At 66.9% G+C, this 20605-nt stretch carries 16 protein-coding genes and 1 pseudogene; 4 read left to right on the top strand and 13 right to left on the bottom strand.

What is annotated here, in order from left to right; translation table 11 throughout:
• The first annotated feature begins 26 nt into the window (after positions 1–26).
• Positions 27–850 (top strand): IS5 family transposase gene (locus tag GobsT_RS06435; protein WP_010038832.1). Its coding sequence is split into 2 segments (ribosomal slippage): positions 27–72 and positions 72–850, totalling 825 coding nucleotides; the frame shifts between segments, so codons are not numbered across the junction.
• 59 nt (positions 851–909) lie between these two features.
• Here the strand turns inward: GobsT_RS06435 and GobsT_RS06430 are convergent.
• The 9 genes from GobsT_RS06430 to GobsT_RS06390 all read right to left on the bottom strand — a co-directional run bounded on the left by GobsT_RS06430 (position 910) and on the right by GobsT_RS06390 (position 13540).
• A complete protein-coding gene (locus GobsT_RS06430; RefSeq protein ID WP_010034247.1) occupies positions 910–1611 on the bottom strand; it encodes a hypothetical protein in 702 nt (233 codons plus the stop codon).
• Positions 1611–4697, bottom strand: a complete 3087-nt coding sequence (locus tag GobsT_RS06425) for a DEAD/DEAH box helicase (protein WP_010034248.1) — start codon at positions 4695–4697, stop codon at positions 1611–1613. Before GobsT_RS06425 ends, GobsT_RS06430 begins: the two co-directional genes overlap by 1 nt.
• 11 nt (positions 4698–4708) lie before the next feature.
• Positions 4709–5422, bottom strand: a complete 714-nt coding sequence (locus tag GobsT_RS06420; protein WP_010034253.1) for a hypothetical protein — start codon at positions 5420–5422, stop codon at positions 4709–4711.
• Entirely contained in the window at positions 5419–5889 is a 471-nt protein-coding gene (locus tag GobsT_RS06415; RefSeq protein WP_148087628.1) for a hypothetical protein, read from the bottom strand. Before GobsT_RS06415 ends, GobsT_RS06420 begins: the two co-directional genes overlap by 4 nt.
• Positions 5890–6493: 604 nt before the next feature.
• The gene (locus tag GobsT_RS06410) at positions 6494–7864 is read right to left on the bottom strand and encodes an AAA family ATPase (RefSeq protein ID WP_010034258.1); all 1371 of its coding nucleotides are present in this window, start codon (positions 7862–7864) and stop codon (positions 6494–6496) included.
• Between the two features lie 3 nt (positions 7865–7867).
• The gene (locus GobsT_RS06405) at positions 7868–9334 is read right to left on the bottom strand and encodes a hypothetical protein (RefSeq protein WP_010034265.1); all 1467 of its coding nucleotides are present in this window, start codon (positions 9332–9334) and stop codon (positions 7868–7870) included.
• Positions 9331–10278 carry a hypothetical protein gene (locus GobsT_RS06400; RefSeq protein ID WP_010034268.1) on the bottom strand — a complete coding sequence of 316 codons (948 nt, stop codon included), beginning with the start codon at positions 10276–10278 and terminating at the stop codon, positions 9331–9333. Before GobsT_RS06400 ends, GobsT_RS06405 begins: the two co-directional genes overlap by 4 nt.
• 98 nt (positions 10279–10376) lie before the next feature.
• Positions 10377–11093 carry a M48 family metallopeptidase gene (locus GobsT_RS06395; RefSeq protein WP_010034273.1) on the bottom strand — a complete coding sequence of 239 codons (717 nt, stop codon included), beginning with the start codon at positions 11091–11093 and terminating at the stop codon, positions 10377–10379.
• Entirely contained in the window at positions 11093–13540 is a 2448-nt protein-coding gene (locus GobsT_RS06390; RefSeq protein ID WP_010034275.1) for a type I restriction endonuclease subunit R, read from the bottom strand. Before GobsT_RS06390 ends, GobsT_RS06395 begins: the two co-directional genes overlap by 1 nt.
• Positions 13541–13646: 106 nt before the next feature.
• On the opposite strand from GobsT_RS06390, the gene GobsT_RS06385 reads away from it, so the two are divergent.
• Complete coding sequence (locus GobsT_RS06385; protein ID WP_010034279.1) at positions 13647–15254, top strand: GmrSD restriction endonuclease domain-containing protein; 1608 nt, start codon at positions 13647–13649, stop codon at positions 15252–15254.
• Between the two features lie 221 nt (positions 15255–15475).
• On the opposite strand, the pseudogene GobsT_RS06380 reads toward GobsT_RS06385, so the two are convergent.
• Positions 15476–16963, bottom strand: a pseudogene (locus GobsT_RS06380) (type I restriction-modification system subunit M); the annotation flags it as partial.
• 740 nt (positions 16964–17703) lie between these two features.
• On the opposite strand from GobsT_RS06380, the gene GobsT_RS37555 reads away from it, so the two are divergent.
• The gene (locus GobsT_RS37555; RefSeq protein ID WP_010034285.1) at positions 17704–17880 is read left to right on the top strand and encodes a hypothetical protein; all 177 of its coding nucleotides are present in this window, start codon (positions 17704–17706) and stop codon (positions 17878–17880) included.
• Positions 17881–17991: 111 nt separating this feature from the next.
• On the opposite strand, the gene GobsT_RS40415 is transcribed toward GobsT_RS37555, so the two are convergent.
• Positions 17992–18195: an Imm49 family immunity protein gene (locus GobsT_RS40415; protein ID WP_071529229.1), complete on the bottom strand. Its 204-nt coding sequence runs from the start codon at positions 18193–18195 to the stop codon at positions 17992–17994.
• A gap of 66 nt (positions 18196–18261) precedes the next feature.
• Between GobsT_RS40415 and GobsT_RS06370 the strand changes: the two genes are divergently transcribed.
• Positions 18262–18597 carry a helix-turn-helix domain-containing protein gene (locus tag GobsT_RS06370; RefSeq protein ID WP_168217247.1) on the top strand — a complete coding sequence of 112 codons (336 nt, stop codon included), beginning with the start codon at positions 18262–18264 and terminating at the stop codon, positions 18595–18597.
• 288 nt (positions 18598–18885) lie between these two features.
• Here the strand turns inward: GobsT_RS06370 and GobsT_RS06365 are convergent, their stop codons facing one another.
• The gene (locus tag GobsT_RS06365; protein ID WP_148087627.1) at positions 18886–19110 is read right to left on the bottom strand and encodes a hypothetical protein; all 225 of its coding nucleotides are present in this window, start codon (positions 19108–19110) and stop codon (positions 18886–18888) included.
• Between the two features lie 299 nt (positions 19111–19409).
• Positions 19410–20570 carry a DUF1501 domain-containing protein gene (locus tag GobsT_RS06360; RefSeq protein WP_029600648.1) on the bottom strand — a complete coding sequence of 387 codons (1161 nt, stop codon included), beginning with the start codon at positions 20568–20570 and terminating at the stop codon, positions 19410–19412.
• Between the last annotated feature and the right edge of the window lie 35 nt (positions 20571–20605).

Here is a 20605-nt window from a genome sequence, read left to right as displayed (position 1 = left end):
TGGCGGTTGGGTGGGTAGAATGGTCCATGCGAACCCAATCCTACCCGAGCGACGTGACCGACGAGCAGTGGGGCTCATCGAGCCACACATCCCCGTGTACCCCGGCGGCCGTCCCCGCACCACCGCCCTGCGGGACGTCACCGACGCGGTCTTCTACGTGCTGCGGACCGGTTGCCAGTGGCGGTACCGGCCCAAGGACTTCCCGCCCAAGTCCACGGTCGGGCGGTACTTCGACGAGTGGCGACACAACGGCACCCGCGACACGATCCATGACCTTCTCCGCAAAAAGGTCCGCACCGCCGAGAGGCCGTACTCGCCCCGGACGACCGCGAGCGTGGATAGCCAGTCGGTGGACACGACCTCCGGCGGCGAGGAGCGGGGCCGGGACAACGCCAAGAACGTGGACGGGCGGAAGCGGCACATCCTCGTGGATTCCATGGGGTTGCTGCTGGCCGTGCTGGTGACGGCCGCGAGCGTCGATGATGCCAAGGCGGCGGCCGAACTGTTCGGCCGGCTGGACGAGCAACCGATGGGGAAGGTGCGCCGGGTGTTCGCCGACCGCAAGTACCACAACTACGCCCTGTACGAGTGGGTCGAGACGAACGCCCGGTGGGAGCTGGTCATCGTCCGCCGCCCGGACGGGGCCAAGGGGTGGGTGAAGTTACCGCGGCGGTGGACGGTGGAGCGGACGTTCGCCTGGCTGGGGACGTGCCGGCGGTTGTCCAAGGACCGGGAGAAGACGGTGCGGTCGTCGGAGGCGTTCGTCAAGTTGGCCATGATCCACCTGATGCTCAACCGGCTTGAGCCGAAAGGGGGCGACGCCGAGTTTCAATACCACACGGTGGCATAAATCTCACATATGGGACAGTCACTGAGACTGGTGCCACGGGTACAAACTCGGTGAGGTGGTCACTCGCAAACTACTGGGATCTCCCAGCACGCGAACGAGTCGCCCGCGACAAACCGGAACGCGTTCAGACAGTACGTCCGCGCGACGGCCTGCGTCTCCACCGCCCTCGCCGGCCGCTCGGTGACGAGTAGCAGCGGCGGTTGCCAGTCGTCGGACAAGAGCGAGGCTCGGAAGTCGACCACGTGCTGCGGGCGGTCGTTCCGGTGAACGTGCCCCCAGCTGTCGGTCCCTACCCGCGACTTGTGAATGATGCACGGGGGGTCTAGGACGATGACACCGGCCACGCCGGCTTCCGCCTGAGGAGCTCGGGGGAGCAGCTGGTCCAGTTCCTCGGGGATGGCGACCCACACTTTTCGGGAGCACCAGACCGAACTCGCGCCCTGCGGGCGCTGGGTCACGTAGGCCTGGTGCGGCCACTTCGTAAACAAATCCCGCGCGAGGTCGCGGCTGTGCGGCGCAACGATCCAAACCCCGCCGGCGGGGTTCGAGTCGAGGCGGCCCAGTTGTTCGGCGGCCCGCACGACACCCGGGTGGCCGCCCACGAACCAGCCGACCTGTTCGCGCCCCATCTCCAATACCGTTGCGGCGTCGAGGGTCGCCCACCCCAGCGTCTGTTCCTCCAGACGGGTGCTCAGGCGGCCCCGAACGTGCGCGGTCGGGTACACAGCGGTAAGGCTGGGCATGGGCGTGACGGTGGTCATCAGGTGGTTTCCAGCTTGTGCCCGCAGTTGCTGCAGAACTTGGCTTGGTGGGTGGTCGGGTAGTTGCACTTCGGACAACTCTTGCCCGTCGCGGCGCGTGACTCTTCGGTGGCGGGCTCGGACTCGACGGGCGGGGTCGCCAACTCGCGCCGGAGCATCTCCAACAGGGCTTGCGTTGCCAACTTGCTCGCCGCGATCTCCGCTTGGGGGTTGCGCACGCACCGGAAGCAGCCCTCGTCGGACCCGCACTCGCAACCGCGCACCAGTTCGGCGGAACGGTCCACGAGGTCGCTCATGCGGTCGCACGCCTCGACGGCCAGCCCCACGCCGTACGGAACCATGTCGTAGAGGTACACCGCCGGGGGCGCGTCCTTCGGGCAGTCGGCGGTGGCCGAATAATCCGAGGCGTCGCACGGGCCGGTCACCGTCGGGAACAGACTTCCGAAGAGGCGCGCGGTGGTGTCCAGCGCGGCCTTAGCCGCACCGTCGCCCAGGCGCGCCGTCACCTCGTCCCAGAAGGGCCGCTCCAGCCGGAGCATGGTCCCTTCCGTCGGAAGCCAGTTGTTCGGCATCCCGGCGCCGGGGTACTCGCGGACCTTCGTGCCGTTGAGGTGCTTCTCGGTCACGTTCCGCAGGTAGTCATTGACGTCCAGGACCGCCCGCGCGACGATCACCTGGCCGTGCTTGCGGACGGCGGACGCCCGGCGGACCCGGATGCGGGTGCCGATGTTAGAGGTCGTGACGTGCGGGCTGAACTCCGGCTTGAGGCGGACGATCCGCTCCTTCTGCTGAACGTCCTGGACCCGGTATCGCCGGCCGCCGTGGTAGTAGATGCCGTTCCGCGGGGCCTCGTGGAGCAGGTGGAACGGGTCGATCTCCCCGATTTCTTCCTTGTCCAGCATGAGCCGGTAGGCCTCGTCCCCGGCCCCGCGGACGCGAACGCGCTGGTGGGGGTCGCTAACGTAGAAGATGTCCTCCTGGAGGTCGCCGGCGTCCCGCTGCTTCTTCACCGCGGCGATCTCCGGCCCCAGGGTCGCGGTGTCGAGCCGGCTCTCGTCGCCGGCCTCTTTCATCGCACAGGCGTAGTGCATGTGCGTGACCGAGCGGTTGGCCAGGTTGAGCACGAGCGGCTCGTGGTCCCGGGCGAACAGGTCCTCGGGGTGGTCGGCGTAGTACGTGTCGATCGGCGTTTGCCCCGGGATGAGAACGACCGCGCCCTGTTTGCCCGCTCGGCCCGCCCGCCCCGCGCGCTGCCAGAGGCTCATCATCGTGTTCGGCAGACCGACACAAACGACCACATCGATCGCGCCGATGTCGATCCCAAGCTCCAGGGCACTGGTCGAGAAGACAGCTCGAACGGTGCGGTTCTTCAGCCCCTGTTCGATCTCCTCGCGCTCGGAGCGGGTCAGCCCGGCGCGGTAGACTCGGACAAACGGCGGTTCGGGGTCCTTGTTGTCCTTGCCCGACCGAGCCATCATTCGTTCCGCCGCGGTCCGGCTCATACAGAAGGTCAGGACTGTCAAGCCCGATTCCGCCAGGGCGAGCGTGAGTTTCCGGCCCGCGTCGTAGGGGTGTTCCTCCGAGCGGACCATCCAGAACTTCCGCTCGCCCTGCTGGCTCCCGTCCTCTGAGGGTCCGACGCAGTCGAACGGCAGCCCGGTCAGCCGCTCCATGTGCTCGGAGGGCGACTGCACGGTCGCCGACGTGGCGATGAACGTCGGCGACGAGCCGTAGCGCGCGCAGAGCGCGCGGAGCCGGCGGAACAGGTAGCTGACGTTGGTGCCGAAGATGCCGCGGTACTCGTGGCACTCGTCCGCCACTACGTACCTCAGGTTGGTAAAGAAGCGCTGCCAGTGCCGCTCGTGCCACGCCAGCAGGCCGTAGTGGAGCATGTCCGGGTTGGTCAACAGCACCTGCGCCTCGTTTCGGATGGCCGGCTTGTCGTCGTCCGGGGTCGCCCCGTCGTAGCGGGAGATCAGCCACGGCTTGGCCGCCCGCATCCGGGCGAGTGTGGGGACACTGTCCGCCGCCTCGATCAGCCGCTGCAACTGGTCGTTGGCGAGCGCCTTCTGGGGGAACAGGAAGAGCGCGGTGGCGCTCGGGTCGGTCAACAGGCGGTTGAGAACCGGGACAGAGTAGATGAGGGACTTACCCGACGAGGTTCGGGTAGCGACGACCGTGTGCGCCCCCTTGAGGAGCCCCTGGACGGCCCTCCGCTGGTGGCGGAACAGCCCGTGCGGGTATTGGCGCGCGAGGTACGCCGCGAGTTCCGGCCGGAGGTCCGCCGGCACCGGCTCGAACACGCCGTCGGTCGCGCTCACGGACGAGTCGTAGCCGACCCGCAGGCCCTCGGCCGCGGCGAGCAACTTCTTCACCGTCCCGATCGCACCATTAGCCGGAGGCTTCATAATTGTGTTCCGTTGGCGGGGCTGGGGGAGCCATCCGTGCGCGTCTGTTTGGATCCGCTCGAACAGTTCTTCCAGTTCGCCGCTGAGCCACCACGGCGGGGTGGCGCGGTATTCGCGCGAGACGACGGCCCGCCAGTTCACGAGGAGCTGGGTGCCGGCTACCGGCGTAAGGTAGTCCGCGGCCTCTTGGAGCGCGGCGTCGAAGCGGTCCAACGCGTTCAGGGCCGAATCGAGGAGCGATTTCAGGTGACGCCGCGGGACAGCGTGCTCGACCGCGTCCTGGTACGCTTCGTCGATCGCGAGGAACACGGCCCAGGATTCCATCCGCGCGCCGAGGAGGTCGGCGGAGGCGTCGAGAGCAACGAATTCTTCACCTGATCCCGCCCAGACCTCCTCCAACCGGGTGACCTTCAGCGTCCACTCCCCGAGCAAGCGGTCCCACCGGCGGGCAGCGGCCACCGCAATGTCAGGCGGCAGCGTGCCGTCGGTCGCCCCAAGGTCGACGCCGTAAAGCCGGCAGTGCCCGAGCGCGGAGGCCAACTGGTACGCGGCCCGAAGGGCTTCGTCGTCTGGCTCACCGCCAAGGTCGGCGAGTTTCGGGTGCGCCAGCGCCCGCCGGAACTGCTCGCGCCACCCGAGCGGGTCGTTGCCGTGCTCCGGCGGGGGAATCGGATTCATGTCTGTCATCCCTAATACGTCCGCCGCGGACGCAGTGTCGTGGTCGGGTCGCCCGCGCCGCCAGCCGCCCAGTCGTCGGGCAGCACGTCCCAGGGGCGCCGTCCGGCGGCGTCGAGCGCCCAGGTCGAGGCGGTCCGGAATCGAATTCGGGTCCGCAGCCCGGCCTTCCCTTGCACGAATTCAGTCAGGTCCGGGGCCGAAAAGGTCCCGTCCAGGTTGAGTTTGGCGTATGTCATCAAGACGTACTCCGCGGTCCGTCTCCACCTGTCCGCCGGGTCGGTCGCCCGACAGGCCGCCCCCTTAAAGTAACAGCTGACGACGGCCCCTCCGGCCGGCCGCGACCGGACGACCAACATCGCGCCCGAGGGGAGGACGAGCGCCCATGTCTCCTGGCCGCGACTCGGCCGGCCAGCTGCAGATATCTGAAAATCGTCGTAGAGGACTGCGAGTGGCGCGGTGAGGCACCGCCGCAAATCCCGCTCGACCATTTCTGCCACCCGGGCGATGCACGCCCGCCGCCCCTCCTCGGTCGAACCCGGTGCCCACGCCGCGCGGAGCCCATCCGCCAACGCCGGGGTAAGCCATTCGTCCCACGGCTCCCGCACGTTCGACACGTGCTCCTCAGTTATGTGCCGCCACCGGTGCTCCTCGACCTGCACCGCGCACGGGCCGGCGCAGGGGGCCGCGTCGTCGCGCGGGTCGGGTACGTTGGTCCACGTTGTCACGGTCGCCCCCCGTCCGGTCCCATCAGGTCTCGCACGTAGCGGAGCACCCCAAGACGGACCTTGCCGCGGTGAAGGATCACAGAAAGAGTGTTGCGCCGCAGGTCGAGTTCCCGGGCCAACAGCGCATTCTGGTCCGCGATTCCGTTACCCCGGTCGAGGGAGTCGGGTGGGAACGGGTCAGACGCCGGCGTGCCGTGGGCGGCGCGGTGGTCGCGCACCCAGCCTTGCCACTCGTCGTCAGGGACTTTCCTCCAAAGGGACGCGAGGCAGAGCAGGACGACGCGGTCCCGCAGCGGCCATGCGCGGATCTCGCGGAGGTCGTCGTCGCCGAAGATCGCCGCGGAATCGAGTCCCCGCTCCAACGCGGCGCGGATGTCCGGGGCGGACGGCTCCGGATGTCCGAGTAAACTCTGGCTCTCCCGGCACTGTTCCCACCGCGTCAAGTCGGTCCAACGGTTGTGGAGCACGATATAACACCAGGCCTCGAAGTTGGCGCCCGCAGGGAAGCGGCCGATGACCTCCCAGACGTCCCCCAACACCCCGGCACAGAAGTCCTCTCGCCGCCCTGCGAATCGGACCGACACCCGGCGCGCGACGCCTTCGATGCATGTGGTGAGCCGCTCGAATGCCCCGCGCCGGTTCTTCTCTGGGGCTCTTGCGTCGGCTGCCAATTCGGCCCAACCGTCATGGTCGTCCGGCAGTGGTTGTGGGGCAATCGGGTGGGGCATGGCGCTCGCGTGGCTCCTCTCGCCGGGACTTCGGGCGGCTCGAGCTTCCGCGGACGCCGGACGCGCGCGGGTCACTCCCCCCGTTGTGTTTCGTCTTCTTTCATGCCACCGCCACGTTGCGAATAAGGCCTCGACTAAGCGAGACGCTGCAGGCGGTCAGAACCGGACGCCGCTAGACCGCCTTTGTGGCGGCTAGTTTCGTTGGCCCTGCTGCCGGCCGTCACAGTATCTGACGGACAGCGGCGAATAGGCATTACATACTTCCCAGTTTTAGTTTTACAGCATCTGCTGTGACAGAAGCATCACGCGTACTCCGTTCGGACCAGGCGACCCGTACCGGGCGCTATGCACTCACACGCCACGGCTCGAGCGCCGCGAACACCTCGCGGTGAACCTCCCAGCCGTCGAGGACCGGGTCCGGGTCGTGCCCCAGGTACGCGGCGGTCGGGGGCGGCGGGCAATCGTCCACCAGCTCGCGGTCGCCCGCCCGGCCGACCACCACGCACGCGTGCCGGTGCCGGGTCAGCAGCACGCACATCCGCCCCGGGTCCAGGTGGAACTCGTCCGCCTCGGGTAACCCGGACAGTGGGTGCCAGACGAACGTGACCTCGAACTCCAGCCCTTGCAACTTGTTCGCGGTCTCGACGGTCACCGCGGAGAGCCCGCGTGCGTCCAGCGCGGCGCGCAGGTGGTCCTTCTGGTCGTTGTGACTGACCCCGACCGCAACCTGCTTCGGCGCGAGGGCACTTAGAACCGTCTGCCGTTCGCACCGGGTCCGCGGGCCGCGCTCGAACAGGCGCTCCACAAGGTCCGCAATCAGGGTGACGGCTTCCGGGTCCGCCTGAAGCACCGCCCCGCGCGGTAGCTCCACGTGCGCCCATCCGTCTCGCGCAGCGGTGTCGAGGGCCGCGTCGAGTCGGTGCGATGCGCCGCCCCGTGTCAGCCGCAGTTCGCGCACACCGGGGAGCACCGCAGCATTAAACGCCAAATCGGGGTAGAACAGCCGCGCCACCGACGCCGCTCGCGGGTCGAGCCTCCGGGTGATCGGTAGCCGATATACCGGCGTGTGCGGATGGTTGCGCAACAGAACCCCCACGGCCGTCTGGAGTGGGTCTTCGGGGAGCCCGCGCCACCGGCCCGGGCCCGCGACCGTGGCGAACGGGTTGATCTGGCCCGCGTCGCCCACGAGCAGGTGGACCGGAGCGAGATCGCCGACCGCGAAGTACTTCGCCGAATCGGCCTGGTACGCCTCGTCCACCAGCAGCAGGTCGAACGGCTCCAGGTCGCCGCGGGCGAACGCGTCGCCCAGCTTGCTGAGCGTTCCCACGATCAGCTCGTGCCCGCTGGCGTCCTTGGCTTTCGCCACACGCACGCCAGCCAGGGCCGACACCCGTGGCGGGAGCGTGACGTCGCTGGCGGGAACGAACGTTACGGCCCGGTCCGGGTGGCCCGCGCAGTGCCGCGCCGCGATCGCGCCCACCAGCCCGAACGCCTGCTCGTTGGTCGGGGCCGCGACCACCACCCGCAGCCCTTGCTGTCGGGCTTCGTTCACCGCCGTGACGGTCAGGTGGCTCTTTCCCGCACCGGCCGGAGCGGGCACGACGACCGCGCGGTGGGCACCGCGACCGTTCAGCGCGGCGCCGATCGCAGCAGTCACGGTCGCCTCGGCGGCGGCGACCACAGAAGTATCGAACAGGGGCGCGGCGGTCGCCATCTCTCAAGCCTCCGGGGTAAGGAATTCCAGCGGTGACGGCGGCGCGGCCGGGGCCGGCGGGACGTGCGTCCAGGGGTGCGTATCGGGTAACTGCCCGAGCCATCTCGGCTTCGTCGAGTGGACCGAAAAGCAGACGGTCGCGCCGACCGACGGCAGCGGGTTGGTCGCCGTCGAGGTCGTGAGCTTCAGCACCACATCGGACCCGCCGCCCGGCGCGGGCACGACGTCTTCGACCACGTACTCGGTTCCGTCGGCGTGGCCGGTCCACCACAGCTCCCGGCCGATCGGGATCCGGCACGGCTCCGGCGACCGCACCGTGACCAGTGGGCGGCGAACCGTGCGCTTGGGGCCGGGCTCCTTGTGGTTCGGGTCGAGCGCCACCACCCGACCGCGAACGGCTTTGCCGGCCAGTACGTACGCGGCCATCTTCAGCGGATCGTCGCACGCCTCTTCGGCCTCGAGCAGGCGCCCGGCCTCTTCGGTGTTGCGGAACGCCGTTGCGGCCTGGCGCGGGGTCTGGCGCGTGCGCCGCAGGCCGTTCTGGTTCAGCCAATCCATATGTCGGGTGTAGTCCTGCCGGTCGGCGTCCCACCGGCGGCCCACCGAGGGGGCTTCGGGGCGCGACAGCTCCCGGTCGCGACAGCGCCACAACAGCCCCCACGATCGGCCCAGCAGCGGACGGTAGTGATCTTCGATCGGTGCCCGCAGCGGACCGACCACCGCCGGGTCGGTGCTCCGACCGCGGGCCGCGTTGAACCGTTCGACGAGCGGTATGAGCCGGTCGTCATCGCCCCCGTCCGGCGCCGGGCCGACCGGGCAGAACTCGGCCCGTTCGGCCGCCGCGAACCCGTCCAGCCCCGGCGGCGGGTCGATGAACGCCTCCAGCGCCGGGAGGGACTGGCGCTCGCTGCCGGATTGGGGCGTCATCCAGTGCGCGTTCATCAGGTCGGTCAGTGCGACCAGCAGTTGCGGCCCCGGGAACGAGGCGTGGTCCCAGAGGAACCGCAGGTGGCGCCCGAGGCGCACGAGCGCCGGATCGGCGGCGTTCGGCCCCTCGGTCGGCAGGTACGCCAGCCGGCGCCCCAGGCGGCCGAGCAGTTCGACCGTCGCGCGGTTCGGGACCATCACCTGGGGGGCGGTGCGGGCGATCGTGAACCGGTGCTCGCCGCGGGTGATCGTTTCCCGATCAAGGGCCGGCGCGTCGAAGCGTGCGTTGAACCAGTGCGCGAACGGTAGCAGCGCGGCGAACAGCAGCGTGCGGTTCCGCGACTCGCCGGGGACGGTCGTATGGAGCTGGTTCGCGCGGTCGCCCCAGCCGAGGGCGGCGACCGAAAACGGCTCGCCCCCGAGCTGCCAGGCGACGACCGCCAGCGGCTTCGCGCTCAGCCGGCGGTGCCGAACGGTGGCGCTGGGTACTCCCCGGCGGGCCGCAAAAGCGCGGGCGGCGAGTGCGACATCGATGGGGTTCATGCGGTCCTCCGGGTCGGGAGCGGGGCGGGCACGGCCTCGTCGATCAGCCGGCCGGCGCTCGCGAGCAGCGCGGCGGCGGGCGCTTCCTGGGGCGTCGGCGGGGCGCCGCGGGTGAGTGATTCGGCCCGCCCGAGGTCGAGCACCTCCGGCAGCAGGCGCACCGCCGCGGGGCCGGTGACGCACGGGGCGCCGGCGGCGACGGCCCGGGCGCGGCAGAAGCGGGCGCTCCCGCAGGTGGTGAGGCAGTTCGGCGCGTACGCGGTCCCGACCGTATCGGCGATCTGGTGCAGGGCGTCGAGGCGACTCGCTTCTTCCGCTCCCGTGTCCGCAATCGGGCCGAACGAGACCCCGGCCGGCGTCGCCGCAACCACCTCATCCGCGTCCGGAAGCGCGGCGAGCACCCGCCGGATGCGGACAACCCGCGGGCCGACGCACGCCTCCGAAAGGGTCGGTGTGAGCCCCACGTTGTGCGGGGTGATGAGTAACCCGCGGTCGCTCACCAACTCGGGATCGGCACCGACCGCACCGACCGCGTCGCGCGCCAGCAGCACGTACACCGCGATCTGGTCGAGCGCCGCCCCGAGCTGCTCGGGGTCGACGCGGTCGTCCACCTTGGGGAACGACTTCACTTCGGCCACGCGGATCAGCACGTCGGGCTCGCGGGCCGTGAGCATGTCCGCCTCGAAGTGGGCGGTGCAGCCGCCCACCGTTCCGGCCAGAACCGCCCCGTCGATGAGGTGCGGGGCGCCGGGGGCGCGGCCGACGACCCGCCGCAGCTCCGCAAGGGTGGCCGCCGCCCGAGCGGCCGAGCGCCCCGGGCCGGACGGGAAGCCGTCGCGCAGGTTCACCACGGCGCCCGTTCCCGGCGCGAGCCCGAGCGGCCCGCGGAGTAATTCGAGGGCCGCGGCTCCGGAGCGGTTCCAGTGTGTCCGCGCCGGGAGCAACCAGCCCCTCCGACCGACACTGACGTGCGCCGACCCCGCCGCCCGGCGGGTCTCTTCAACCTCCCGGCGGCGCGGCACGCCCGAAACCGTGGCCGCGGTTAATGGCTCCAGGTCTCGTGCCGCACGGGCAGGCGGTTGAGCGCCTCGCGGCGGGCCTGCCAGTGCGGCATGAACCGGTCCATCAGCGCCACGAACCGGGCGTTGTGGGTCGGCTCCAGCAGGTGAACCATCTCGTGAACGATGATGTACTCCAGGCACGGCCGCGGCTTCTTCGCGAGTTCGGTGTTCAGCCGGATGTTGCCCCGCGCGGGGCTGCAACTGCCCCACCGGGTCTTCATCCGCTGCACGAACACCCGCCCCACCTTCACCCCTAGCACCGGCTCCCACCGGGCGATCAGTTCCGACGCCGCGGCCCGCACCCGCTCCCGGTACCAGCCGTCCAGCAGTTCGCGGCGCCGGGCTTCGTCCGTTCCCGGGCGCACCTGAAGCACCAACTTTTTGTGCCGCAAAGCGACGACCGGCGGCTGCTCGTGTTCGCTCACCTCCATCAGGTACCGCCGGCCCCAGACGTAATGGCTCTCGCGGTCGATGTACTCGCGCGGGGGCTCGCGCTCTTGCGCGCGCAGCCGGTTCTGTTGCTGCTTGATCCACGGCAGCTTGGAAAGGGCGAAGACGCGGACGGTGTCCAGGCTCATGCGGGCGGGCGCGGAAATGCTCACCCGCCCGGCCGGCGGGTGGACGCTCAGGTGGACGTTCTTGATGCTCTTGAACGACACGTCGGCGGTGCAGGCGCCGAGCTGGATCTGCGTGCCCATCAGTACTCCGCCTGCGCCTTGATGATGAGGAACACCCGCTCCACCTCGGCCACGTCCTTCAGCACGCCGTACAGCGCCGCCTTCACCGCCTGCTCGCGGGCCTGAACGCCGCGCCAGGCGTCCTGCCGGGCCGCCCGTACCGCGCCGTCGAGTTGCAGCGCCAGGGTCTCGTTCTGGCCCAGGTTGCTGAACAGCGCCCGCTTGCCCGGCGTGTCCAGCGCCGCCGGGGTCTCGGCGCCGTGGCCCGCCCGCACCAGCTTCGCCAGCTCCGCGATCTGCTTCAAATACTCCTCGTACTCGATCGCCTTGGCCTTGCGCGCCGCGATGATCTCGTCCAGCAGCGCCGACATCTTCGCGTAGTACGCCGGGTCCGTCAGTTCCTCCTTGATGATCTTGCGGCGGACGTTGTTCTCGATCGTTTCGGCCACCGCCTCGCCGTTCCCCTTGATGTCGCCGAGCTGCGCGTCGATCGCGTCCGCCGCGCCGGTCGTCGCGATCAGGTCCAGCAACCCCACGCCGTCGAACGGCGAAATCTTGCGCGGCCCGGACGCCTCAATGTACTTGTCGATGAGGTGCCGCATGTCGGCCTCGAACGGCTTCAGGTCGAGGAACTCCCCGCTCGCCTTCCGGACCACCTCGCGGACCTTCAGGTAGTGGTCGAGGTGCCCCTTGAGCCGGGACACGTCCGCGTCGCTGTAGCCGGCCGGGGCCAGTTCGTCCGCGATGTTGGCGTAGGCGCGAACGAACCCGGCGGTCGCCTTGTAGAGCATGACCCGCTGCGGCTCGCGGGCCTTCAGATCGGTGGGCACCTCGGTGTTGCCGCAGAAGTAGTGAATGTGCTCCAGCTCGCCCTTCGGCAGCGCCACCGGCTCGCACAGCAGCGCCAGCATCTCGGCGGCGGTGTCCAGGCGCTCCTTCCCCTTCTTCAGCCGGTCCTGCATCAGCACCTTCGGGTCGGTCCCGCCGGCGCTGTTGTCGAGTTCGGAACTGTACACCTGGAGCGCGCCCGTCCCCTTCTCGTTGATGAGCCGCTTGAACAGGTCTTTGTAGTCCACGATGTAGCCGAAATCCTTGTCCTCGCCGTCGAGGCGGTTGGTCCGGCAGATCGCCTGAAACAGCCCGTGGTCCCGCATCGACTTGTCGATGTACAGGTACGTGCAGGACGGCGCGTCGAACCCGGTGAGCAGCTTGTCCACCACGATCAGGAGCTTCATCTGCGCCGGCTCCTCCATGAACCGCTGTTTGGCGACCTCCTCGTAGGTCTCGGTCTTGCTCATACCGGGCTCGGCGACGACGTCCTTGAGCAGTTCCGTGTAGGTGTCGTAAATGAACTGCTTGTCGGTCCGGGTGTTCGCGCCGGTCTCTTCCAGCGTCACGTCCTGCGTCTGCGGGTTGTACGACGTGACCACCGCGCACTTGCCCCGCAGCGGCGTCTCCCGGAACAGCGTGAAGTACTTGCACGCCTCGTAGATGCTCGACGCCACCAGGATCGCGTTGCCGCGCTCGCTGGAGAGCCGGGGCTTCACGCTGAAGTCGAACACGATGTCGTCGACCACGCGGCCCATGCGCCCCTTGGAGCTGAGCACGCTTTGCATCGTGCCCCACTTGTTCTTCAGCTCGTCCCTCTGCCAGTCGTTGAGCCCCTTCGTCTTGGCGTCGAACCACGCGTCGATCCGCTCTTGCGAGCCGAGGGCCTGGTCGATGTCGCGGGCCTCGTACACGAGGTCCAGCACCACGTCGTCCTCGACCGCCTCGCTGAACTTGTACGTGTGGATGTAGCTGCCGAAGACCTCGACGCTCTTTTTCTGATCCTCTTTGAGCAACGGCGTGCCCGTGAAGCCGATGAAAACCGCGTCCCTCATGACGGCTTTCATGACCTCGTTGAGCCGACCGCTTTCCGTGCGGTGGCATTCGTCGACGAAGACGAACAGCACGCCGACGGTCTGGCACGGCTGGTTTCCCAGCTCGGTAATGAACTGCTTAAATTGGGCGTCGCTCAGCCGCTTTCCCTTCTCCCCCTTCTTGCCGAACTTGTGGACCAGCGAGCACAGGAGCCGCGGGGTCGCCTGCCCGAGTTGCCGCAGCAGCTCGCGCCCGCTGCCGGTGCGGTGGATCGTCTCCCCGGCGTCCGTGAAAACGCCCTCGATCTGCTTGTCCAGTTCGTCGCGGTCGGTGACGATCGCGACCCGGGCGTTCGAGTTGGCTTCCAGAATCCACTTGGCGAGGAGCACCATCACGATGCTCTTCCCGCTCCCCTGCGTGTGCCAGATGATGCCGCCCTGCTTCTGGCGCACGCGCGCCTGCGCCTCCTTGATGCCGAAGTACTGGTGGACCCGCGGCACCTTCTTCACCCCGCCGTCGAACAGCACGAAGTCGCGCATCAGCTCGGTCAGCCGACCAAACGGTCCGAGCAATTCTTGCCACCGGACCAAGCGCGTCACCGTCACCAGGATTCAGAGCTTTCAGAGTCCTTCTTCTCCACTCCAACCTTGGCGCCGCGACTCCCGCGCTGGATCATAGCACCATCAAAACCGTACCCTTTCGGGAAATAACGTGCCCATCCACATCAAGAATCCGCCGGACGCCAAACCGGAACGGATCTCCCGGCTGATAACCCGGCTCGAAGACGGCGACATCAAGATCCCCGTTTTCCAGCGTCAGTACGTATGGAACCAGCGTCAGGTGATCGAACTGCTGGAAAGCGTGTACCGTGGCTACCCCATCGGCAGCCTGCTATTCTGGCTGACCAAAGAGCGGCTCAGCGCGGCCCGCGACATTGGGGGATTCAAGCTGCCTGACACAAAGGATCAATACCCGCAGAACTATGTACTCGATGGTCAACAACGGATCACGACCATCTACGGAGTTCTGATGTGGCAAGGTGACCCAGACGACGACAGTGTGTTCGACATCTGCTTCGACCTGTGCCACGCGACGCCTGACAAGGCATTCATCCCAACACCAGAATCGCCGCTTCCGACGCACCTGCGAATGAATATTCTGTTTGACACAAAAAAGTTCCGAAACTTCCAACTATCCTTACTGCAAAGACATGATGCCGATGATCTGATGGGAAAAGCAGACGTTCTCTTGGAAACATTCCGTGAGTACTCGATCCCAATTGTAACTGTCACGGAACCGACCGTCGAACAGGTAGCCCTAATCTTCGAGCGGATCAACAGCACCGGCACGAAGCTCACAGTGTTCGACCTAATGATCGCCGCAACTTGGAGCGCTAATTTCAACCTGCGTAGTGAGTTTGATGGGTGCATTCAAGACCTTGCTATCAAAGATTACGGAGACGTTTCCCCGGTGGCAATGCTCCAAGTATTATCGGCCCATATCTCTGGGAGCGCAAAACGCGACACGATTCTTAAACTTCGAAGCAAGACCGATAGAGAATTGCAAGCGAACATGACCGAAGTGCGGGAGGCAATGAAACGAGCGGTCGACTTTCTCACGAATGAGCTTCACGTACGTTCGGTAGGATTTCTACCCTACGAACGGCAACTAGTCGTCATGTCTCATGTATTCTGCAAACGCCCACGCCTGTCCGTCGCTGCTCGCGACGTGCTCCGGAAGTGGTTCTGGCGAACGTCATTCGCCGAGCGATATCGCCGCGGAGGCGAGGGTTTGTTCGATGACGATTTAAAAACCGTTATCGACTCATTTGAAGACATTGCACTACTGACTGGCTTTGGGAACGCACCGTCCGCGGCGGCTATTCAGAAGACCGAATTCCGAAAGGGAGCAGCAATCGCAAACGGTTACGTCGCGCTCCTCGCCTCGGCGCACCCGCGGAACCTGACGAATGGTACCGCCATCGACACGGCACGAGCACTGTCAGCGTACAATCGGAAAGAGTTTCACCACATCTTCCCGCAAGCGTTCCTAAAAAACCTCGGCATTTCTTCCGAGCTGACGAACTCACTCGCTAACATCTGCATGTTGAGCGCGGAACACAATAAGGTTATCTCCGATCGCAGGCCAAGCGATTACGTCGCGCAGATGGAGGCCGATCTCGGGGCAGAGTTCCTCAATGTTATGGAGAGCAATCTGATCCCGGAAGCAGCTATTCCGTTTCTCAAATCGGACGACTTTGCAGGTTTCCTGAAGGCTCGATCTGAGCATATTACACGATCCATCGAGCGATTGATTTAATTCTGAGGAGCGACAACTCTGTCTCTCATGGCGTGCCAAAGTACATTAAATCCCTTATTTTCCATGATTTTCCCCGAGGCAGCAACTACCACTTACACTGGCGATCGTTTCAAAGCCTGCAAGAGGCTAAGGCCTCTTGCAGATTAATACGCGCTAGCCGCACTTCGCGATAAAGCAGCACAAGACGCGGAGAGTTCCATTTCTGCACAGCTGATGGATTCCGACTTATCGACCGCGAGATCGACGAACCCGGGCCGGTTCGGTTTGAAGAGCGCGTTGCGCAGGTTCGGGCACACGTCCCAATAGCGCTGGAGCGCGGCGACGTCGGCCTCGGGGACGCCGCCCTTCAGGTGCCCCTCAATGTTCTGAAGGTCTTCGGCCTCCTGGCTGTCGATGTACCGCGGCAGGTTCAGGTTGAAATCGTTCTTCTCGATCTCCTCGAACGGCACCAGCCGGGAGAACTTCGGGATCGTCCGCCCCTGGGTGAAGGCGTCCACGATCTTGTGAATGTCGCGGGCGCGGAGCCGGTTCTTGGGGCCGTCCTTCATGAACCCGGCGCTGGCGTCGATCATGAAGACGCCGGCGCGGGCGGCGGCGTCCTGCTTGTCGATGACGATGATGCAGGCCGGGATGCCGGTGCCGTAGAACAGGTTCGCGGGCAGCCCGATGATGCCCTTAATGTACCGCTTGGCGACGAGCTTCTTGCGGATCTCGGCTTCGGCGTTGCCGCGGAACAGCACGCCGTGGGGGAGGATGCACGCGCCCCGGCCGGTGCTCTTGAGCGAGCGGACGATGTGGAGCAGGTACGCGTAATCGCCCTGTTTGGCCGGCGGGGCGCCGAAGTGCTGGAACCGCTCGTAGGTGTCCTTGAGCGGGTCGAGCCCGGTGCTCCACCGCTTGTCGGAGAACGGCGGGTTGGCGACGACGTAATCAAAGGTCTTGAGCGCGTCGCCGTCCTTGAATTTGGGGTCGGTGAGGGTGTTCCCCTGCACGATGAGGGCGCCGGCGTTGTCGTGCAGGATCATGTTCATGCGGGCGAGGCCGCTGGTGGCGGCGTCCTTCTCCTGCCCGTACAGCGTGGGCTTCGTTCGGGCCTCGTCGGCCACCTTCAGCAGCAGCGAGCCGGACCCGCACGTCGGGTCGTAGACGGTCGTATTCGCGCTTGTTTTCGCGTCCCGGATGCCGAGCACCTGCGCGATGATCCGGCTGACCTCGGCCGGGGTGTAGAACTGCCCCTTGCTCTTGCCGCTCTCGGTGGCGAAGTGCCGCATCAGGTATTCGTAGGCGTCGCCGAGGATGTCATCGCCGTCGGCGCGGTTCTTGGAGAAGTCGAGCCGCTTGTCCTCGAAGATGGCGACGAGGGTGGTGAGCCGGTCCACCATCTCCTTGCCGCTGCCGAGCTTCGCGGCGTCGTTAAAGTCCAGGTCGCCGAAGTCGATGCCGTTCTCTTTGCCGATCGGGCCGAGCACGTTCTTGTTGATCTGGTCGCCGATGTCGGGCTTGCCCTTGAGCGCGACCATGTCCTTGAACCGGGCGCCTTCGGGGATCTTGATCGGCGGGAACGGGTTGTCGGCGTATTTGTCGCTCACATACTTGATGAACAGCATGAACAGGACGTAGTCCTTGTACTGGCTGGCGTCCATGCCGCCGCGGAGCGCGTCGCAGCTCGACCAGAGCGAGGAGTACAGTTCGGACTTCTTCAGAGCCACTGGCGGAACCCTCGGAGCTGCGCGCACGAGCCGTGCTGGTTGTGCTGTGGAGTCTACCCGGGGCCGCAACCGCCGAACAGCCGCGGGGTCGAATCGCCGGGCCGCCCGCGGAGCGGGGGTGCGGGTTGCAATGAGTTTCAGACCGAACCGGCCCGAACGGGAAACGACTGGATTCGGTCTGAGCGGGCCACACTCCAGACCGCCCTTCCCCACTACCGACACTCTTCCGCCGTCGGGTCGCGCGCGGTGCCATCAGGTGAATAGGGGGACGGTCCGCGCGGGCACCGCGACCGCCCCATTCGGGCGCGTCTCGTGAGCAGAGCTGTAACGGGGGTTACAAGGCACGAGAAAGACGCGATGGGGCCACGACTGGACATCTGCGGGGCTTCGGACTGCCGATTCGCTACCCGCTCGCTGGTCGCCGCTACCACCGAATCGTGCCCGCAAAACCCGGAGAACGCTCCCGGTGAACGCAGAAGGGTTGTCGGCTTCGATTAGTGAAAGCGTCGCAACGTGTGAACAGGTCGCTAGTTGTGGCGGAGATGTGTCAGGGCGTGGGTTGCTGCTGTGGGACGCGAACCGGGACCGACGGCCCCACGCGGGCCGGGAAAACTGCCGGATGTGCGTTTTGAGGGGAATGCGATCGGAATGTGCGGGGTGTGCCGAACGGAGCCGGCCCCCCGCCCTTCCCCGCGCTCGAACGCGAACCAGGGGACGCGACATGATTTCAGCGGGAGCGGATGGGAATCGAACCTTCGCAGAAACTGCCGGAAAACCAGCAATTCACAAGCGAGGCGGCGCAGAAAGCGGCGCACGAGGCGATGGACCCCGAACTTGCCACACTCGTCGCCAATTGGCCGAAGCTGCCCGAGGCAATTAAGGCCGGCATCTTGGCGCTGGTTAAAGCGGCAACCTGAACCGCGTTCAGCGGCTCCCTGGTGTCAACGTCTACGGAACCTCCGATTACGCTCGCAACCTGAGATTCCGTAGGCGACAGCTTCGTTATCATCCAGCCGGAAGGGATGCGGTTACGATGCGGCGGGCGCCTGGAACAGCTCACCGGTCACCCACGACCACGGGAGGTAGTCGCTCTCCACCCGGAACCGCAGGCCGCGGTCCCATGCAAGTGCTGCGACTGCCGTCAGCGACAACGACACCCACCCTTCCATATCATTTCGCCGGCTTTCTGTCGAAGACCAATACTTCGGTGGTGACCTACTTGCGCTGCACAACCGCGTCCTCGTGGCGTAGAACGATTTCGGTCAATTCGGGCGGGGTGCGAACCGAGGGTACGGATCATGGACGAGTTGGGGCCGTTCTGTTGTCAGAACCCGGGCTGTGCCGACGTCGGGAAGCGGGGGCACGGGAATCTGACGGCGACCTCGCGGTATGGACCGAATAAGTCCCGTCGGATGCTCCGGTGCTCGACCTGCAAGGCCCGGTTCTCGGAGCGCAAGGGCACGCCCCTATTCGGGACACGGCGCACCCCGACGACGGCGGTCGCGGTCCTGGCCCACGTGGCCGAAGGGATCGGCACCCGCAAGACCGCTCGGTTCACCGGGGTGCACCCCGACACCGTCACTTGGTGCATCCGACTGACCGGCGACCACGCGACCCAACGGCACGACGAGTGAGTCGCTTTTTCCCCCCAAGACCCATGAGGTCCCGTTCGACGAGAAGTGGGCCTTCGTCGGCCAGAAGCAGAAGAGTTGCGACCCCGAGAACGCCCGACGGGGGGACTGTTGGGACCACGTGGCTCTGGACCCGGAGAGCTGACTGGTGGTGAGCGTGGTGGTGGGCAAGCGGACCGCCGACGCGACCCACGCGCTGGTCCGGGACTTCCGCCGGCGGACCGGGGGGCGGGTGATGCGGCTGATGACATCCGACGAGTACCCCGTGTACGAGGAGGCCATCCGGGACGCCTACGGGCACGTGGTCGTCCCGCCGCGGACCGGTCGCCCGGGTCGCCCTCGGAACCCATACACGGTGGTCCCACCGGCGGTGACGTACGCCACCGTCCACAAGGAGAAGAAGAACAATCGGGTGGTGCGGGTGAGCACGCGGGTGGTGTTCGGGACCGGGGCCGCCGGGCTGGCGGCCCCGGCCGTGAGCACCGTGGTGAACACGTGCTTCGTGGAGCGGCACAACGGGACCGACCGGAACCGCTGTAGCCGCAAGGTTCGCAAGGGTTACGGGTTCTCCAAGGACTGGGACACGCACCGGGCCGCCACCGCGTTCCGCTACTTCAGCGACAACTTCTGCTGGCACATGCGGACCCTACGCGCCAAATGCGAGGACGGCCGCTATCGGGCACAAACCCCGGCGATGGTCGCCGGGTTCACCGATCACGTGTGGTCGCTCGCCGAATGGTTGGCATTCCCGGCCGTGCAACGCGTGCAGGACACAACCGGACGCCAGACCGGAGTCAATTTCGCCCCCCCGCCCGTCACCACGCCCCAAGCGAGACGGGAGCAATTCCTTGTCCCAGCCTCTCCCCGAGCCCGAGCCAGTCGCGGAGCAGAGCCGCGTACACCGCGCGGAAGTCGGTCGTCATCTTCGGCTCGCCCCCGTCCAGGTCGGTCAGGTTCGGCATGGCCCCGGCCACGGGCGCTTTCACGTTCGGGGCGGCGACGAAGCACGCCCCGGCCGTCCCGTGGTCGGTCCCGACCGAGCCGTTCTCCTTGATCGTCCGCCCGAACTCGCTGAACGCGAGCAGGGCCACCCGGTCGGCGAGTTTCGATTCGCTCAGGTCGGCGAAGAACGCCGCCACCGCCTCGGCGAACTCGCTCAGCAGGTTCGCGTGCGTGAACTGTTGTTGCGAGTGCGTGTCGTAGCCGCTCTGTTGGGTGTAGAACACCCGCGCCCCGACGCCGCTCTTCATCAGCCGGGCCGTCAGTTGGAGCCGGTTCGCGAGTTCCGATTGCGGGTACGACGGCCCGCTGGTGGTACTCGCGAGCCGCGCGAGCTTGTCGGCGGCGGTGTGTGCGTCCACCGCCTGCCGCCGCACGAAGCCCAGCAGGTCTTCGGACGTGTCCCGCCCCACGCCCTGCCGCGCCGCCGCGTCTGCGAGGTGCAACTCTTCGAGCCGCTTGAACGCGACCGCCGAGCTGCGCCGCCCGCGGAGCGCCGGCGACACCTCGCCGCCGACCGCGAACAGGCTCCCGCCGCTCGGGTCCAGCGCCCGGCCGAGCCACCCGTACCCCGTCAGCTCCTCCGGGTCGAGGCTGGCAGTGTGCCACCGCGCCATGCTCTCGAAGTGCGAGCGGTTCGGGTTCGGATACCCCACGCCGGGCAGCACCGCCAGCCGCCCCGCGTCGAGCAACTTGTCGAGCGGCTTGAGAGCCGGGTGCAGGCCGATCGAGTCGGTGAGCTTTCGCAGCCGTTTCGGGTCGTGCTTCAGCTTCGGGCGGAGGCGGGCGTAGGTCTCGTCGGCGAGCGGGACGACGGTGTTCAACGCGTCGTTCCCCCCGTCGAGTTCGACCACGACGAGGACGCGCGCGTCCCTGTCCGCGGGCGCGGATGCGAGCGACCGCGAGACGAACAGCGGAACCGTAGGAGCGAGAGCAAGAACTGCGGACGACTGCAAAAACGAGCGTCGGGTGTGCATAGCGGCCTCAGGTTCGGGATCGGTCGAGGGGGCGA

This window comes from Gemmata obscuriglobus (genome assembly GCF_008065095.1).
Taxonomy (GTDB): domain Bacteria; phylum Planctomycetota; class Planctomycetia; order Gemmatales; family Gemmataceae; genus Gemmata; species Gemmata obscuriglobus.
The sequence above is the reverse complement of the archived record's forward strand: the minus strand, read 5'-3'. Positions and strand labels throughout refer to the sequence as shown.

Coding starts and splice junctions, on each gene's coding strand:
- GobsT_RS06425 (WP_010034248.1), bottom strand. CDS start 4,697: ATGAATCCGATTCCCCCGCCGGAGCACGGCAACGACCCGCTCGGGTGG.
- GobsT_RS06410 (WP_010034258.1), bottom strand. CDS start 7,864: ATGGCGACCGCCGCGCCCCTGTTCGATACTTCTGTGGTCGCCGCCGCC.
- GobsT_RS06395 (WP_010034273.1), bottom strand. CDS start 11,093: ATGGGCACGCAGATCCAGCTCGGCGCCTGCACCGCCGACGTGTCGTTC.
- GobsT_RS06360 (WP_029600648.1), bottom strand. CDS start 20,570: ATGCACACCCGACGCTCGTTTTTGCAGTCGTCCGCAGTTCTTGCTCTC.
- GobsT_RS06430 (WP_010034247.1), bottom strand. CDS start 1,611: ATGACCACCGTCACGCCCATGCCCAGCCTTACCGCTGTGTACCCGACC.
- GobsT_RS06370 (WP_168217247.1), top strand. CDS start 18,262: ATGGACGAGTTGGGGCCGTTCTGTTGTCAGAACCCGGGCTGTGCCGAC.
- GobsT_RS06405 (WP_010034265.1), bottom strand. CDS start 9,334: ATGAACCCCATCGATGTCGCACTCGCCGCCCGCGCTTTTGCGGCCCGC.
- GobsT_RS37555 (WP_010034285.1), top strand. CDS start 17,704: ATGGGAATCGAACCTTCGCAGAAACTGCCGGAAAACCAGCAATTCACA.